The 16,406-nt window shown below is 50.4% G+C and carries 13 protein-coding genes; 8 read left to right on the top strand and 5 right to left on the bottom strand.

Annotated elements, in window-relative coordinates; genetic code table 11:
* Nucleotides 1-194: 194 nt before the first annotated feature.
* Nucleotides 195-2,744: a glycosyl hydrolase family 95 catalytic domain-containing protein gene (locus PBOR_RS09275; RefSeq protein ID WP_052429398.1), complete on the top strand. Its 2,550-nt coding sequence runs from the start codon at nucleotides 195-197 to the stop codon at nucleotides 2,742-2,744.
* A 146-nt stretch (nucleotides 2,745-2,890) separates the two neighbouring features.
* Here PBOR_RS09275 and PBOR_RS09270 read toward each other — a convergent pair whose 3' ends face one another.
* The 3 genes from PBOR_RS09270 to PBOR_RS09260 all read right to left on the bottom strand — a co-directional run bounded on the left by PBOR_RS09270 (nucleotide 2,891) and on the right by PBOR_RS09260 (nucleotide 6,496).
* Nucleotides 2,891-4,522 carry an extracellular solute-binding protein gene (locus tag PBOR_RS09270; protein ID WP_081971973.1) on the bottom strand — a complete coding sequence of 544 codons (1,632 nt, stop codon included), beginning with the start codon at nucleotides 4,520-4,522 and terminating at the stop codon, nucleotides 2,891-2,893.
* Between the two features lie 99 nt (nucleotides 4,523-4,621).
* Nucleotides 4,622-5,512 carry a carbohydrate ABC transporter permease gene (locus PBOR_RS09265; RefSeq protein WP_042211426.1) on the bottom strand — a complete coding sequence of 297 codons (891 nt, stop codon included), beginning with the start codon at nucleotides 5,510-5,512 and terminating at the stop codon, nucleotides 4,622-4,624.
* A 27-nt stretch (nucleotides 5,513-5,539) separates the two neighbouring features.
* Nucleotides 5,540-6,496 (bottom strand): ABC transporter permease, encoded by a 957-nt coding sequence (locus tag PBOR_RS09260; protein ID WP_042211425.1) that lies wholly within the window; start codon nucleotides 6,494-6,496, stop codon nucleotides 5,540-5,542.
* A gap of 218 nt (nucleotides 6,497-6,714) precedes the next feature.
* On the opposite strand from PBOR_RS09260, the gene PBOR_RS09255 reads away from it, so the two are divergent.
* Nucleotides 6,715-8,469, top strand: coding sequence for a cache domain-containing sensor histidine kinase (locus PBOR_RS09255; protein WP_042211424.1), 1,755 nt, complete (start codon nucleotides 6,715-6,717; stop codon nucleotides 8,467-8,469).
* 94 nt (nucleotides 8,470-8,563) lie between these two features.
* Here the strand turns inward: PBOR_RS09255 and PBOR_RS09250 are convergent, their stop codons facing one another.
* Together PBOR_RS09250 and PBOR_RS09245 are read right to left on the bottom strand one after the other, a co-directional pair.
* The gene (locus PBOR_RS09250) at nucleotides 8,564-9,478 is read right to left on the bottom strand and encodes an NmrA/HSCARG family protein (RefSeq protein WP_052429397.1); all 915 of its coding nucleotides are present in this window, start codon (nucleotides 9,476-9,478) and stop codon (nucleotides 8,564-8,566) included.
* Between the two features lie 165 nt (nucleotides 9,479-9,643).
* Nucleotides 9,644-10,210, bottom strand: coding sequence for a TetR/AcrR family transcriptional regulator (locus tag PBOR_RS09245; protein ID WP_042211423.1), 567 nt, complete (start codon nucleotides 10,208-10,210; stop codon nucleotides 9,644-9,646).
* 236 nt (nucleotides 10,211-10,446) lie between these two features.
* Between PBOR_RS09245 and PBOR_RS09240 the strand changes: the two genes are divergently transcribed.
* The 6 genes from PBOR_RS09240 (at nucleotide 10,447) to PBOR_RS09215 (ending at nucleotide 16,205) form a co-directional block, all read left to right on the top strand.
* Entirely contained in the window at nucleotides 10,447-11,322 is an 876-nt protein-coding gene (locus PBOR_RS09240) for a transporter substrate-binding domain-containing protein (protein ID WP_042211422.1), read from the top strand.
* A 77-nt stretch (nucleotides 11,323-11,399) separates the two neighbouring features.
* The gene (locus PBOR_RS09235) at nucleotides 11,400-12,113 is read left to right on the top strand and encodes an amino acid ABC transporter permease (protein WP_042211421.1); all 714 of its coding nucleotides are present in this window, start codon (nucleotides 11,400-11,402) and stop codon (nucleotides 12,111-12,113) included.
* The gene (locus tag PBOR_RS09230) at nucleotides 12,110-12,817 is read left to right on the top strand and encodes an amino acid ABC transporter permease (protein ID WP_042211420.1); all 708 of its coding nucleotides are present in this window, start codon (nucleotides 12,110-12,112) and stop codon (nucleotides 12,815-12,817) included. Before PBOR_RS09235 ends, PBOR_RS09230 begins: the two co-directional genes overlap by 4 nt.
* The gene (locus PBOR_RS09225) at nucleotides 12,814-13,566 is read left to right on the top strand and encodes an amino acid ABC transporter ATP-binding protein (RefSeq protein ID WP_042211419.1); all 753 of its coding nucleotides are present in this window, start codon (nucleotides 12,814-12,816) and stop codon (nucleotides 13,564-13,566) included. The genes PBOR_RS09230 and PBOR_RS09225 overlap by 4 nt, the downstream gene beginning before the upstream one ends.
* A gap of 12 nt (nucleotides 13,567-13,578) precedes the next feature.
* On the top strand, nucleotides 13,579-14,943 hold the full coding sequence (locus PBOR_RS09220) for a lanthionine synthetase LanC family protein (RefSeq protein ID WP_042211418.1): 1,365 nt from the start codon (nucleotides 13,579-13,581) through the stop codon (nucleotides 14,941-14,943).
* 5 nt (nucleotides 14,944-14,948) lie between these two features.
* Complete coding sequence (locus PBOR_RS09215) at nucleotides 14,949-16,205, top strand: metal-dependent hydrolase family protein (RefSeq protein ID WP_042211417.1); 1,257 nt, start codon at nucleotides 14,949-14,951, stop codon at nucleotides 16,203-16,205.
* Nucleotides 16,206-16,406: the final 201 nt, after the last annotated feature.

Raw genomic sequence — 16,406 nt, 5'->3', positions numbered from 1 at the left:
GTTGGGTACCTTTTGCCCGTTCAGGCGTTGCACAGAGACTCAGCGTCAATTCACCCGCCGATCGTGCAACAACCGGACCCTCTGCTAAATACTTTCCGGCGGGAATCGCCTACGATTTATACAGGCAAATCATATAGACGGTTTAGTGTATCTGGAAAAACAGTTCAATACAGCTTAGAGGAGGCCTAACTATTATGAAAAAAACTAAGATATCTTCGGTGACGAAGGGTGCGGAGGCGGCGGAACCGGGATCAGCAGCGGGTTATGCAGCGGCAAGCGGGCAGGTTCATACCCAGGAACAGGCCGGGCGGCATAATATTACCTTCAGCGGCCCGGCCGCGGATTTCTTCGAAGGGGCGCTGCTGGGCAACGGCGGACTGGGTGTAGTGGTGACCACCCGGCCGGATGCGGTTATGCTTCACTTCGGCCACAACAATGTCTGGGATATCCGGATTGCCGAGCATCACGCGGAGGAGATTCTGACCTTCCGGGAAGTGTATGACCGCTTCGCTGCGCTTCCTGATGATCTCCGCCAGCTTACGGACAACCCGTGGTACCGCGAATACTGTGAAATGGCCGGAGATAATTACAGCAAGCCTTATCCGCGCCCGATGCCCTGCGGCTCACTGCTGCTCCGGTATGACCGGCGCCGCGCGGAGGTGCTGGGCCACACGGTGCATATTGGTGATGGACGCTGCACGGTTGATTTCCTCATCGGCGGTAAACCGGCGGTGTTCGAGCTGTTTGTGGAGGCGGAACAGGACCGGGTGTGGATGTCGGTGACAGATACAGCGACCCGTTCGCAGGTTCCGCTGTTCCATGAGGCCAGGCTCATCCCCGATCCCAAGACACCGCAGGAATTCCCTCCAGTGCATTGGGAGAACGAAGCTGCGGCTGGCGTACTGTCTTTAACACAAATTCTGCCGCATCTGGAGTTTCCCGCTTCGCCGTACATTCCGCATAAGCAGGACAAAGCCTTCCGGCTGGCGGTCCGGCTGGCGGGGGCAGAAGTAGTCAGCGGCGGAGACAAGGCACGCCTGGACACCTCCGGGAAATCCGGCGGCTTCCTGGCTTGCGCAGAATTATGGGAGGGCTTCGCGGCGGAGGTGGCGGCTGGTGGAGTTATCGCTGACACAGGAACTGTAATCGGTGCTCAACCCGGACCTAGCGCATCTGCTGGGATGAACGCGCCGACACGCACCGGTTACGACCACGCGCTGGCGCAGACCCGGGAAGCATGGCGGGAATACTGGGGACACTCCTTCGTCGCCTTGGAGGATGAATTTCTGGAGCGGGTCTGGTACCGGAATCTCTACTTCCTGAACTGCTCTGTCAAGGCGGGAATAACCTGCCCCGGACTGTTCGCCAACTGGAGCTACGGCTCCATCGGAGCGGAGTGGCACGGTGACTATCATATGAACTACAACACGCAGCAGCCGTTCTGGGTGACATTCTCCAGCAACCACCTGGAGAAGCATCTGCCTTACGCAGACATGGTGGATCATGTACTGCCGGTCAGCCGCAAATGGGCACGCGAATATTACGGACTGCCCGGCGCCTATTTCCCGCATTCTGCCTACCCTGTAGAAATGAGCATGATGCCTTACCCTGTTCCGCATTGGGGCTGGGAAATATGCGAGACTCCATGGACAGTACAGAGTTTATGGTGGCATTACTTATATTCCATGGATAAGGAATTCCTGCGCAGCCGCGCCTTCACACCCATGAAGGAAGCCGTTCTGTTCATGACTGCTTATATGAAACGTCCCGAAGCTTATGGTCAGCCTTGGGAGGACGGCTGCTATCATATTTTCCCGACAGTGGTGCCTGAATTGTATGAGATCACGCCGGGATTTGCCCGCAACAGCGATTGCCTGATCGATCTTACGCTGACCAAATTTCTCTTCCGGGCGTTCATCAGCGCCTGTGCCGTTCTGGGAGAAGATGAAGCAGAAGGGGCCCTGCTAACAGAAGTACAGGACATCCTGAATCACTTCCCGGAGTATCCGGCAGCAGAATCCGCTGCCGGCCGGGTATTCGTATCCGTGGCAGATGAAGACCCGGAGGTCGTCTATAATGTGCCGGTTCCGCTGACTACGGTCTTCCCCGGGGAAGAGCACGGTCTGCATTCTCCGCCCGCCGAGTATCAGACTGCGGTGAATACTTACCGCAATCATCTCAATGAAGGCGGCAATGAGCTGGTGTTCCAGCCCCTGGCCGGAGCCCGGCTCGGCATCCTTGATCTGGAGCGGTTCAAGCGGCAGATCTCCTATTGCCTGCTGCCTAACGGCACCTGCACAGATAAAGCGCTGATGAGCGGCGGGCGCTACTCCGATACGGACGACTTCAGCTTCATGGCACGCATGGGCATCTGGTTCGAGAACTTCGCACTGCCCGCCGTCATCAACGAGTGCCTGCTCCAGAGCTATAGCGGTGTGCTGCGCTTTTTCCCAAACTGGCCGGAGCAGCAAAGTGCAGAATTCCGCACTCTGCGAGCGGTAGGCGGCTTCCTGGTCAGCGCGTCCATCCGGGCAGGTGAGGTGCAGCGAATCGAGGTGTTCAGTGAAGCGGGAGCCCCGCTGTCCTTCTACATTCCATGGGAGCAAGGAGCCGAATGCACCCGTTCCTCCGGAGAGGTACAGGTGCACACAGGACAAACCGGTGATATTCAGACTTTTGCCGGGGAGACTATCATCATCGTTAAGCAGGATCTGACTAGATATCAAAGACAGAACGGAGGCTGAGCTGACCGAGCAGCTCTTCTGCTGTCCTGGAACTGCTGAGATTCTTCTTGGCAACTGTAACGGTTCCAGCCCGCAATCTGCTGCTCACCATATAACAAAAAGGGCTTCCCTCCACATGCATGAGGAAGGACGCCCTAAAGTTCAGTTTATTTGGAAGCCCACAGCTCCATACGTTCTTTGTATTTCTGATTAATGATCTTCTCCACTTCCTCATCCCCGGCCTTCTTCATATCGGCAAGCATCTTGTCGAAGGTGGCGTTTGCAGCTTCCTCGGACGCGGCAATAATCGTTCTTGTGATGCTCTGGTCCATAATATCCTTAACCTTCTGGGCAGTCAGTGCTTCCGGTGTTCCGCCGTCAGGGTTCAGATTGTCAAATTCCGCTGTATCCCACACGGAGTCCCCCAGGCTCTTGATCGCCAGCTCATCGCCTTCACTGCGCTGATATTTGACGGCCAAATCGTAAGGCTGGCCATTAGGGTCCAGTCCGTTTTTGATGAACCACAGCCATTTACGGACACCGCTCTTTTTCACCGTATCATCCCAGTTGTCCTTGAAGCTCTGCAGGAACGCCGGTTCCGGCTGTCTTTTGCCGTCTACCATAGTGTATTGCTGACCTTCCAGCCCCCATAACAGCAGATGCTGCCCTTCGTCGCTGGCCAGGAAATTGAACAGCTTCATCGTTTCTTCCGGATGCTTGTTGTTCTTGGTAATCCCGATGGCATCCCAGCCCAGGGAGCTTCGCGGTCCAAAGGTTGTCTGTGCCGGATCGACCCCAGGTGCCACTACCTTGTAGGCGAACAGCTGGTTCTTCACCCCGCCGTCTTTTTTTAGTGCTGCATTCCCGTTCCCCGGATCCCAATATGCTGCCGGTGTGGCGAATACCGCACCTGTAGCAAGCTTCTGAATCCATGTTTGGGTTTTGCTGATAGCAAATTCCTTCTCAATCAGACCTTCGCGGTACAGACGGTTAATGTACATCATCATCTCACGGTACTTCGGATCCTTCACATCATATTGCAGCGTTCCGTTGTTATCGTAGTAGGTTTTGAGGCCCCACATTCCCTTGAACGTTCCCAGAATAGCCCCCATGTTCTCACCGTTCATCGCCATCGGAATGGATTCCTTGCCGTCAATGGTCGGATATTTCGCTTTGAAGCTCTTGAGCAGGGCTTCGAATTCATCCGTAGTGAACGGAGTGGAGCCGTCTGCCTTGTCCGGTGCCAGCTCCTCCAGCAGGTTCTGTCTTATATTCATCCCGAAAACGGGGTCGCTGTCCAGTCCGTACCAGTTCGCGAAGTAGTAGTTCTTGCCGTCTTTGTAACGGGTTTTCTGCAAGGTGTCGCCGTACATGGCTTTCAGGTCCGGGCCGAACTGTTCAATTAAATCATCGAGCGGAATGAATGCGCCGCTTGTAATATATTTATCGAGGGATGCATCGCCGCGGCTCATGAGCACCACATCCGGATAGTCGCCGCTGGCAAGCATCAGGCTAAGCTTCTCCGTCGGATTTCCGGTTGGCTGCTGAATAGAGACCTGTATGCCGGTCCGCTTCGTAATTTCCTGGGCCACTGTATCCGTGAACGGTTCTCCCTTGGTATTTCCGTCAAACCAGGTTAATGTGATCGACTCCTGCGTGGTCTCTTCTCCGGCTGCTGTATTTGTATTTGTATTTGGTTCAGCATTTTCTTTCCCGCCACCAGAAGCGCAGCCAGCCAGCAGTCCGGCAATAAGTGCCGCAGAGATCCCCGCATTCATCCATCTGTTTTTGTTTATCATTGACACCCTGATTCCTCCTATTAAATAAGAATTCATTAGTGCATTAAGCAGCAAGACACAAGCTTCCGCCCACCTCCCTTCAGAATCTGTTTAACTATATTAACTTTTTACTGCCCCCAGTGTCATACCCTTGACAAAGTACTTCTGCAGGAAGGGATACACGAGAATAATCGGCAGGGTTGCCACCATCGTCGCCGCCATCCGGATTGTATCGCTGGAGACCGCATTCCGCTTAGCCGAATTGGCCAGCATTTGCGTCTGCGACACCATGCCTCCGGTCTGGAACTGGCTTAATATTTTGACGAGTACGGCCTGCAGGGTCTTCAGATCAGAGCTGTAGGTGAACGCATACGAATCGAACCAGGAATTCCAGTGCCCGATGGCCTGAAACAGACCCACTGTCGCCAGTACAGGCGTGGTCAGCGGCAGTACGATCCGGAAGAAAATCGTCAGGTCATTCGCCCCGTCTACCCTCGCCGACTCTTCGATCTCACCGGGCAGCTGTTCCATAAACGTGCGGACAATGATCATATAGAAAACATTCATCAGGCTTGGCAGGATAAATACAGAGAACGTATCAATCATGTTAAGCGCTTTGAGCACCATGTAATAGGGAATCAGACCGCCGCCGAAATACATGGTAAAGACGAAGTAGAGATTCCAGCCCTTGCGGCCTACCAGATTACGCCGGCTCAGCGGATACGCCAGCATCGTAATGACAAGTACCGACAGCGGAGCACCAACCACGGTCCGTTTGACCGTTACCCATAAACCGCTCATAATCTCGCTGTCTTTGAGTATCTGATTATAGCTGTCCAGGGTGAGGACTCTGGGCCAGAAGTAGACGCCGCCCCTCACTGTATCCTCCGCGCTGTTCAAGGAAAGAACGAGAATATTCCAAAAGGGCAGAAAGGTAACCAGCAGGACAAGGATAAGAATGGAATATACAATGAATCTGAAGATATGATCACCGAATCTGTCTAAAATCATTACAAGCGCTCCTCTCTATTCTTGTATTTAGAACAACGCCTGGTCGTTCACTTTACGGGAAATCCGGTTCACAATGACAACTAGGATGAAGGCAACTACAGATTTGAACATTCCCACGGCAGCCCCGTAAGAGAACATGCTGTTCTGCAGCCCGTATTTGTAAGCATAAATGTCGATAACCTCCGAGTATTCGAGCACGGTGTTATTCTGCAGCAGGTATTGCTGTTCAAAGCCCGCATTCAGTATGCCGCCGACCGCCAGGATTCCCAGAATTACAATGGTTGGGCGCAGCGCAGGCAGCGTAATATGCCACATCTGCCGGAACCGGCTGGCCCCGTCGACCCTCGCAGCTTCATATAATTCGGGATTCACCGCAGAGATTGCAGCAAGGTACATAATGGCGCTGAAGCCCATCTCCTTCCACATATTGGACAAGGCGATGATCCACCAGAACAAGGGTCCATTTTGCAGAAAAGCAACCGGTTCCTTGACGATTCCCAGCAGCACCAGGAGATTATTGAACATGCCGTCCGAAGCAAGCATGGTTATCACAATGTTGGCTGCGATAACCCAGGAGATGAAATGCGGCAGGTAGGAGACCGTCTGCACGAAACGCTTGAAGAATCCCTGCCTTGCCTCATTCAGCATAAGCGCCAGGATGATCGGAGCCGGGAACCCGAACAGCAGGGTCAGCAGGCTTGTCGCCAGCGTATTGCGCATGATCCGGTAGAAATCACCGGTGGTGAAGAAGTATTCAAGCCATTTGAAGCCCACGAATTCGGCCCCGAAGAACTGGTGCAGAAATGTGCCTCCTCCCGGCTGATAATTCGTAAACGCCATATACATCCCAAACATAGGCCCGTAAGAAAATAGCAATGTCGCAATAAACGCAGGCAGCATGAGCACAAATAACCACTTCTGCTCCTTTAACCTGTTCCACAGGCTGTTGCCCCCGGCTAATTTGACAGCGCTTGCTTTATACATCAAATTCCCTCCCTTTTCCTCCGCAGCAGCATATATCGCTGCCTCTCTGTTCAACTTCCACATATTTATCTTAAGTCCGCAGCCCGGGGCTTTCTATATCGCGATCCTCCGAATGATAGCGCTTTTTAAAGATATTTAGGCACATCCGGTGATTGGATTTCATGATTCCGTCTGCTAAGATGAACTAGTCAATAACCGGTAAAGAAGGGATCTCTCTGATGCGCCAACTGTATAGAAAGTATATTTATCTGCCTTTTGTCGACCTGAGCTTCCGCTCCAAGCTGTTCCTGGTGTTCGTTCTGGTCACCATCATTCCGATGATGCTGCTGGTCTATTTCTCCTATGAACTTACAAAATCCAAACTAACCGAGCAGATCTATATCAATATGATGAGTTCAACGGCGCAGATTAATAAGAATCTGGAGAATAAGCTGGACAGCTATGAACATATTTCCGCTTCCATCTATCTGGATGACAGGCTGGCCAGTTATCTGACTGCTGAATATGTAGATGATCCTTCCTATCTGGATGTCTATAAGTACATCGGCAACCGTATTGATACGGTTATGGCGGCTTACCCTGATTTTGATAGCGCATTCATCTATTCCGACAATCCTTCGCTGCCCAAGGATAATTACTATATCAAACCCGTTACGCCAGAGGTTCAGGACACAGAGCTGTACAAGCAGCTGCAGCAGTCCCATGGCAATATCATCTATCTGACCTCTCCGCAAAGCGAAGACAGTCCCGCCATGTTCACTCTCGCCAGACTGCTGAACAACAACCGGAACCAATATCCTTACGGAACGCTGGTCTTCAGTGTGTCCGAGTCGGTCATTTACTCTCTGATGGAGAAGGAGGCAGGCGGCAAAGATATCTTCATTATCAATGACGAGGGCATTATTCTGTCATCCGCCGACAAGCAGCTTCTCGACACAAGCCTTCCCGGACTGCTCAATCATAAGTTTGAAGGGGAGGCTTCCGGCCGGTTTGATACTACTTATCAGGGGGTTAAAGCTTTTGCGGTCTACAACACCCTCGCCAACGGCTGGAAGACGGTGTCGATTGTACCTTACGAGAGCATTATCAAGGATGCCAAGTCCCTGTCACAGCTCATTATCAAAATCTCGCTCGCCTTCATCGGCGTAGCCCTGCTGCTTATCTATATTACCGCTTCGCTGTTCAGCAACCGCATCCGGATCTTAATCCGGATGGTCCGGCGCATTGAACGGGGCGATTTCAACACGGCCAGGGAAGAGCAGCTCGGCAATGACGAGATCGGCCAGCTGCACTTCGCCTTCAACCAGATGACAGGCCGCCTGAGCGGTCTGATTACCGAGGTGTCCCGGAAAGAGCTGCTCGGCAAGGAAGCGGAGCTGGACCTGCTGCAGGCCCAGATCAATCCTCATTTCCTGTATAATACGCTTGGCTCCATCTCCTCCCTTGCGGTTAAGCACCAGGACAGCCAGATCCAGGATATGGTGCAGAATCTGGCCAAGTTCTACCGGATCTCGCTTAACAAAGGAAAGAGCATCCTAACGATCAACGAGGAGATCAGACTGACCCGGAGCTATAATGCCATCCAGCTGATCCGCTTCAAGGGGCAGCTGAATATCACCTACACAATTGATGAGGCGATTCTCCCCTACTCTACTGTGAAGCTGACTCTGCAGCCCTTTATAGAGAATTCGGTGATTCATGCCTCGTGGAATCAGGACAACCCGCTGAATATCCATATCAGGGGCATCATTCAGGACAATGACATCATTCTGTCCGTAATCGATGACGGAATGGGTATGAGCCGGGAGACGCTGCAGACGCTGCTGGGAGAGAAGCCCGGCCGCGGGTATGGCATTATGAATGTGGACCGGCGGATCAAGCTTAAATTCGGTGAATACTACGGGGTAAAAGTATACAGCCGGCTGGGCATAGGTACTGCCGTACAAATCCGGCTGCCGCAAAAAGCTGTCTAGTCCAGCAGCTAATGAGGCGCGGCGCTGGTCTGCAAGTCATTTTTACGCATAAAAAAGAAGCCATAAAATCAGGCTTCTTGAGTTTTTCCGTATTTTAGTTAATTTCAAACCTATGTCTGTTCTCCTCAACCCATTCCGCAAAAGTTTTAAGCTCAACGCCGTACTCTCTTGTTTCCTGAATATCGAAGCCGTAACCGGGCACTTCTTCTAACCACTCCATAAAATAAACCGTTCCTTCCAACATTCCGCGTTTCCGGGTTTCCTCATCGCCTGCGGTTTCGAAGACCACCTTTTTATCGAGAACGTGACTCAGCGTTTGCGCAATCTCCGTCATGGAAAGTTCGTCGCTTGCGACATTAATATCCTTTCCATGGAACTTCTGCGGATTCTCAAAAGCTGCGCGCGCAAATTGGGCTGTATCCTCCCCGGAATTCAATTTTAGAGGAGTATCTCCCTTCAACGTGCCAAACAAAACCCCGTTTTTCAATTCCGGCGCCATAATGGCCGAGTGGGGCTCTACAAAATTCTCCATAAACCAGCAAGGATGCAAAATCGTCCAAGCCTGGAAACCTCCATTGCGGATAAGCTCTTCGATTTCGTATTTATTCTCCCAAGTCTGAGTCAGATACTTGTATTTATCCCACCGTGGAAACACATTGCTGCCAGCGACCGAGGTATGCACGACTTGTTCAATTCCGGCTTTTCTTGCCGCCTCTACCATATTTGCGGCATTTCGCGGCTCAACTGTCTGATCGTAGGGATCGGCGTACTGTACTGAGAAGATTGCCGATACATTGTCCATGGCAGGCTCAAGCGATGCCACATCGGCCAAGTCTCCGTGGATCAACTCCGCACCTTTAGCCGCTATCGCTTGAGCAGCAGCCGAATCCGGGGTCCGGGTCAAGATTCGTACACGATGACCGTGCTTCAACAACTCGCGGGCCACGTTGCCTCCTTGTGTTCCTGTACCACCTATAACCAGTATCAATCTTGCTTTGCTCGGTTCCATATCTAATCTCTCCAATCCGAAGGAATATTCGAATTATATTACAACGGTAATTTAAAAACAATACCTTGGTAAAGTTTTATTGAACTTGAGATAAAAAGAAAATAGAAATGCTAAAAAACGCCTCCTCTTTTGAGCGAAGCGTTACCTTTTACAACCCTATTCGCTTTACAAGACCAGCAAAATTTCAAACCTCTTCCTGGTTTCTTCCAGAATATCGAAACTACCGCCCATAATGGCCCAATTCAGAATGACTCCATTGGCTATAATACACATCGAATCAAGCAGATCCTCTGCGCTCGCCGGATTTTTGATTTGTCCCGCGTCTTTGGCCCGTTTAACCAACGTGGGAATAACGCTGCTGAGTAGTAATGACTTACCTTTATCGAGTGGAAGAGTCTGGTTCCGAAGGTGGACCCTGTAATTTTCCTTCGTCATTTCGACTCCCAAACGCACCATGTGCTTCACGTAAATCTCCATGCCTTTTATCGCCTGATCGGCATAATCGGTGACGGACAGAATGTCCAGTACATCATTATTGGAGATCATATTGTCAAACGAAAAAACCTCGGAAATCAACTCATCCTTGGATTTGAAATGATAGTAAAATGCGGTTTTGGTCACATTGATCTCTTTGCAAATTTGATTAATCGTGACTTGATCGAATCCATATTTATTAAATAACTGGATGCTTGCGGTCAAAATAGCTTCTTTGGTTGCCCCTCTTGTGCTCATTTCTTACCCCCAACTCCTTTGCCATTATTATAAATCATTTTACTAAGAATTAATATTACATTACTCCGGTAATGTTTATTGTTATTTAAGTATTGACTTTGTTTTGTCATGGTAATATTATGATCCTAGAATCGCAAATCGGTATGAGCTCATAAATAAAGATACTCGCGCATTCTAAAACCAACTAATTAGATAAGAACACTGAGTTAAATAACAACATGCGGAGGAATTAGACAATGGAAATGAAAAGGAAAAGGATTATTTGGCTTGCTCTTACGATGGTATTGGCGCTATCCATCACCGCTTGCGGTAATAACAGCAGCAACAAAAACGAATCTGGCGCTGCAGATCAGGAAAGCGCATCTTCCGCACCGAAGACTATTAAAGTGGGTCTCGTCAATGGCATTCCCAAAATCGCTACTTTGGATGAATCCGGGAAGTGGCAAGGATATGATTATGAAACGCTTGTCGAGATCGATAAGCTTCTGCCGCAGTATGAATTCAAATATGAACCGATAACGGATTTCCAGGCCGCTTTTGTCGGGCTTGATACCAAAGCGTTCGATATTCTTTCCATCCATGCCAGTTGGACGGAAGAACGCGCGGCCAAGTACCTGTTGGGCGATGAAAGCTATTATGAGAATACCGGATACACCTTGAAGGTCAAGAAGGGCTCCGGTATTGTCGTCAAAACGGAGGATGATCTTGGGGGCTTGAAGATCGCGCTTTCTCCGGGTGTTGCTGTTGCCTCCAGCGTAGAGAAATATAACGAAACGCATCCGGACAATAAAATAGATATTGTTTGGGATTCCGGTACGGTCGAACAGCAGCTGGCCAATCTGAAAAGCGGTGCGGTTGATGCGCTCTTCGGCGAACGGTTGAATGATAAAGCTCTTCTGGAAGCGTACGGCGAGGACGCATTCGATGTGGCCGGCGACAATCTGTTCTACGACCCGAGCACGAAGAACGGCACTTATCTCTTATACAACTATGGCAGCGAATCCCTTAAGAATGAAGTGGATGCGGCGATCAACAAGCTGTTAGCAGACGGAACTTTAAGCAAGCATTCCCTGGAGATTCTTGGCATCGACGTTACTGTCAAACCTAATTAATCGGCTCTACGCGCGGTTCGCCCGCGTTGCGAAGAGATCCTCTTCGCAGCGTGGGCGAACCTGAAGGGAAGGCTCCTATGAACGACGATTTTTTTTCAATTGAACGGATGATGGAGTATTTCCCGAAAATACTGGCCAAGTTCCCGATTTCGCTGTATGTGGTCTTCGTTTCGACTCTATTGGCTCTTATTCTGGGAACCGTATTGGCGGTCATTCGGGTCAAAAAGATCCCGGTTTTGCATCAATTCGCCGGCATTTATATTTCATTTTTCAGAGGGACTCCTATATTGATTCACATCTTTTTGGTCTATTACGGAATCCCGCTGCTCCTTAACGTCATTTTCGGCAGCAATGTCGCTTCGGGCTGGCCTAAATTGATATTTGTGTTTTTGGCGTTCGGTATGAACGAAGGTGCATTTCTGGCGGAGCACATCCGTGCGGCCATCCTGTCCGTTCCGCGCGGTCAGACGGAGGCGGGACACATGGTCGGACTTACCGGTTTTCAAACCTTTCGCAGGATTGTGCTACCCCAGGCCTTTCGCGTGTTGTTGCCAGGGCTTAGCGCTATGATTGTGGGGCTACTGCCGGCCACTGCGCTTGTTTATATGCTTGGTATCATCGATATGATGGGGATGATTACCGTCATCAGTTACAGCACGCAGCATTCTCTCGAAGGATATGCGGATGCCGCCCTTATTTTTGTTGCTGCCAGCATCGTTCTTGAGAAAGGGTCATCAATCCTGATTAAGAAATTGAACTACGGAAGGAAACCGGTGGATGGGTCCCTATGAATATTAAACCGCAGTTTATAGTAGAAGCGTTTAAGAGTGCCGTATCCTACATCCCCACTACGCTGCTTATCACATTCGTGGTGGTCGTGATCGGATTGTTTTTCGGAGTCATTTTCGCAGCACTTCGGACATACCGCATTCCGGTGTTTTCGCTCGTTGCCGATGGTTTCGTTATTGCTTTCAAGGCGATTCCGATCAATTTAATTTTAGTCGTATCCAGCATTCTATTTGTTACGCATTTTGATAGTATTGCAAGATTATTGCACTTGACCGTTACGATACGGGATGTCAGTCGCATTTATGTCGGTATCTTTGCGCTTTCTTTGCCTTCTATTGCCCACATGAGCGAATATATTAGAGGCTCGCTCTTATCGGTTGACAAAGGCCAGTATGAAGCCGGATATACGGTCGGATTAAGTTTTTTTAAGACTTTTCGGCGAATCATCATTCCACAGATGATGATTGTGTTTGTACCCTCACTAACGGGGATCGTCATTGCGCTGATGAAGGCAACCTCCCTTGTTATCTTGATCGGAGTCGTCGATGTTCTTAATGGGGCATTAAAATACGCAAACTTGTACTTTAGTTACTTTGAAGCTTATCTGGCAGCCGCATTGGTTTACTGGGGACTCAGCCTCATTGTTGAGTTTTTGGGCAAAGCATTGGAAAAAAGCATCGGAAAATACAGGGGTGAAGCCGCATGATCGAAATAAAAAACATCCACAAATCCTTTGGGAAAAATAAAATTCTTAAAGGTGTGGACGTTCATGTCGATAAAGGCGAAGTTGTTGTCATTCTAGGCGCAAGCGGCTCGGGTAAAACGACCCTTCTGAGAAGCATCGTTTTTTTGGAAAAAGCCGATCAAGGCACGCTCACCATTGGAGAGAAGACTACCGAGTTTAAGAAGGCGAAAAAACGGGATATTCTTGAATTTCGTCAAAAAACGGCGTTTGTATTCCAGAATCACAATCTGTTCAATAACAAGACCGCATTGGAGAATGTGACTGAGGGTTTGATCATCGGGAGAAAAATCCCGAAAGCCGAAGCGATTAAAATCGCTAAGAACGCATTGGTCAAGGTGGGACTGGCCGACCGGAACGACTATTATCCGTCGCAGCTTTCCGGCGGACAGCAACAACGCGTCGGCATCGCCAGAGCAGTTGCGCTAAGTCCGGAAGTGATCCTGTTTGACGAGCCGACATCGGCTTTGGATCCGGAATTGATCGGCGAAACCTTGTCGCTGATCAAGAAGATCGCGAGTGAAGGCATCACCATGATTATCGTCACGCATGAAATCTCGTTTGCCCACGATGTGGCCAGCAAGGTCATTTTTATGGACGGCGGCGTTATCGTGGAGCAAGGAATTCCGAGCGAAGTGTTGGTCCGGCCAAAGGAAGAACGAACGAGGCAGTTTTTGAGAAGAATTTTGGAGCCAATTGAATTCAATATCTAAGGAGTTGCCCGAATGAAAGACCATACTCATGCCATTGGAAAACCCTTTACCTCCTTCAAACAAGTGGAAGCGACCGGTCTTCTCGATACGATTGAAAAGGCGCATCGCTATATTGAACAATATCGCGTATCCGACCCGGACGGCTTTTATTGGATCGACAGGCCGGATGCTGAGATAGACCTCGGATTTGAAAACGGTGCGGCGGGTCTTTCCTATTTCTATCTGGAGCTGTACAAGTCTACTCAAATTAGTGGCTATTTGCGAATTTCGCAAGAGGGTTTTCGATATATTGGCCGGCACTGGCGGAAGCAATTGCGGATTCAGAATCCGAATGCAAAATATATCGAGCTGAATGTCAATTCAGGTATTGGAAGCATAGCCAGTGCGCTCTTGACGTATTACGAAGAAACACGCGACGAGGGCACCTTGATCGCCTTGCGGGAAATCGCCCTGTATTTGGCCGCGTCCGTCGAATGGGATAACGGCGATGCGGGCTGGACCGGACTTCCTTATTACGCCTTAGGAGATTCCGGCCTTGCCCTCCTCATGCTGAAGCTTGCCGCCGTGCTGGACGACAAGCAATTGCATGCGCTGGCAGTCACCTCGGCCCGCACGATCGTAAAGAGCCAACGCCCGAATTCTCGGGGAGGAGCGGCGTGGGATGTAAAGCCCTTCGGTTATCCGTACAGCTTTCCCAATTTCGTGATCGGAACTTCCGGTATCGGTTATGTGATGTCGGTATTCTATGCCTATACCCAAGACCAAACTTTCCTGGCTTCTGCCAGGTCGGCAGCGGATTATCTGAATGCGATATCCGTACCGCTGAAAGACGGGGCGCTTGTTCCTCTAATGGATGACCCTCAGGACAGAACTTTTTATTTAGGCGCCTGCCATGGTGCGGGCGGAACCTCCAAAATATTTTATCAGCTGTATCTGTTGACGGGAGAAACCCGTTATAAGAGCACGGTCGAGAACATGAGCAAAGGAATTCTCAGCTTCGGGGCACCGGAAATTCAATCCTCCGGCTACTGGAACAATACTTGCGTCTGCTGCGGCACGGCGGCGATTCTTCAGTTCCATCTTGCTTTGTTTACGGCGTTCGGGGATCGGCATTACCTCGATGTCGCGAAGCGCTGCGCCGGTGTGCTTCTGGGCGAAGCGGAAGACGTTGGACATGACAAAATAGCTTGGCCTCTTGCGGAGACTCGCTTAGAGCCAGAGAAGCTCACCGTGAACAAAGGGTATATGCACGGCGCGGCGGGAATCGCAAGTACACTGCTCCAGCTGTACCAAGCGCTAAACGGAGCTTTTCATTGGAATCGCTTGATGGACGACCCCTATCCAAAGCACTTCGAACCTAATCCTAATGTGAGGTGAAAGCCTTGAAGGTTCTAATTAAAAATGCCAATGTGTTTGACGGCAGACACGCCGAATTGCAGGAGAAAGTGAACATTGTCATCGAGCACAATCTGGTCAGGGACATCGTCAGCGGATCGATTCCGGAAAGCGGATTTGCAGCGGTGTACGATGCGGGAAACCATACCGTCATACCGGGCTTGACCGATGCGCATGTGCATTTATCCATTACCGGCGACTCTCTGTCGGACGGCTGGCGTATTGACGAGAAAGCGGTCCGTTCGGTCCGATTTGCCAGGGAAATGCTGCTTCGCGGCTTTACAACCGTGCGCGACGCGGGCGGCATCACCTTCGGCTTGAAGAAAAACATCGACAACGGTTATCTTGAAGGCCCCAGGATCCTGCCTTCCAACTCCATGATCTCGCAGACCAGCGGACATGGCGATATTCGGGCGAATCATGCAGAAGAACGAATCACCGATAGAATATATGCCTCCGCCGATTTGAACAGCAAGCTATCGGTCATTGCCGACGGTGTGGACGAAGTGATTCGTGCAGTAAGGGAACAGTTGTTTTTGGGAGCGTCCCAAATAAAGCTGATGGCGGGAGGAGGATTCAGCTCCGCTTACGATCCTCTTCCAACCGTACAGTTCAGTTTGGAAGAAATGAAGGCCGCCGTCTGCGCAGCCGCCGACTACGGCACCTATGTCATGGCGCATCTGTATACGCCGCAGTCCATGCGCCGCGCGGCCAATGCGGGTGTAAAGTGCTTCGAGCACGCCACGATGCTCGATGAAGAAACTGCCAGAATCGTTGCCGGTCAGGGCATTTGGATCACCCCAGGCCCGCAATTGGGAAGGGAGTATCCGCTGGAAGGGCTGCCGAAATCCGTTATTAAGCTCATTGAAGATTTTCGCAGGGGCGAAAGAATTTCGACCGAATTGATCAACAAATACAACCTGCCCATTCTGTATGGAACCGACGCCTTCGGCAATACCGATAAAGCCGCAGAAATCCAGCTTGACGATTTCCGCTTATACAAAGCGCGGTTCGGCAGTTATCGCGGCCTCGTCGCGGCGACAGGAAATGCGCATGAGCTTCTTAAGTTATCCACCTATCAGAATCCCTATCCAGAGGGCAAAATCGGGGTTCTGGAGGAAGGCTCGTTTGCGGATTTGCTCATGATCAGGGGTAATCCGGTTAAGGATCTGGCTATTCTGTCGGATGTAAACAATATTCGGTTCATTATGAAAAACGCAGTAGTGTATAAGAACATGCTCTAAGCCAATCGAAAGAATGCTTCGATTTTTCGAATGACAATTAATCTTCAACGAATCTGCCTGCTATCTTATTAATGGCATCGCCAGTCTACAACTTTATTTTCTTTTGCCCCCGGCGTGCCAAACAGGAGAGTCTCGGCCAGCCGTTCATGGCTGCGGGACTCTCCTGTTACGTTAGCGTACAGCTTATTGGACAGCGAATAG

The sequence above is a fragment of the Paenibacillus borealis genome, from assembly GCF_000758665.1.
In the GTDB taxonomy this organism is placed as follows: domain Bacteria; phylum Bacillota; class Bacilli; order Paenibacillales; family Paenibacillaceae; genus Paenibacillus_AQ; species Paenibacillus_AQ borealis.
Note: the sequence above shows the minus strand (reverse complement) of the source record. Positions and strands in the feature narration are given on the sequence as shown.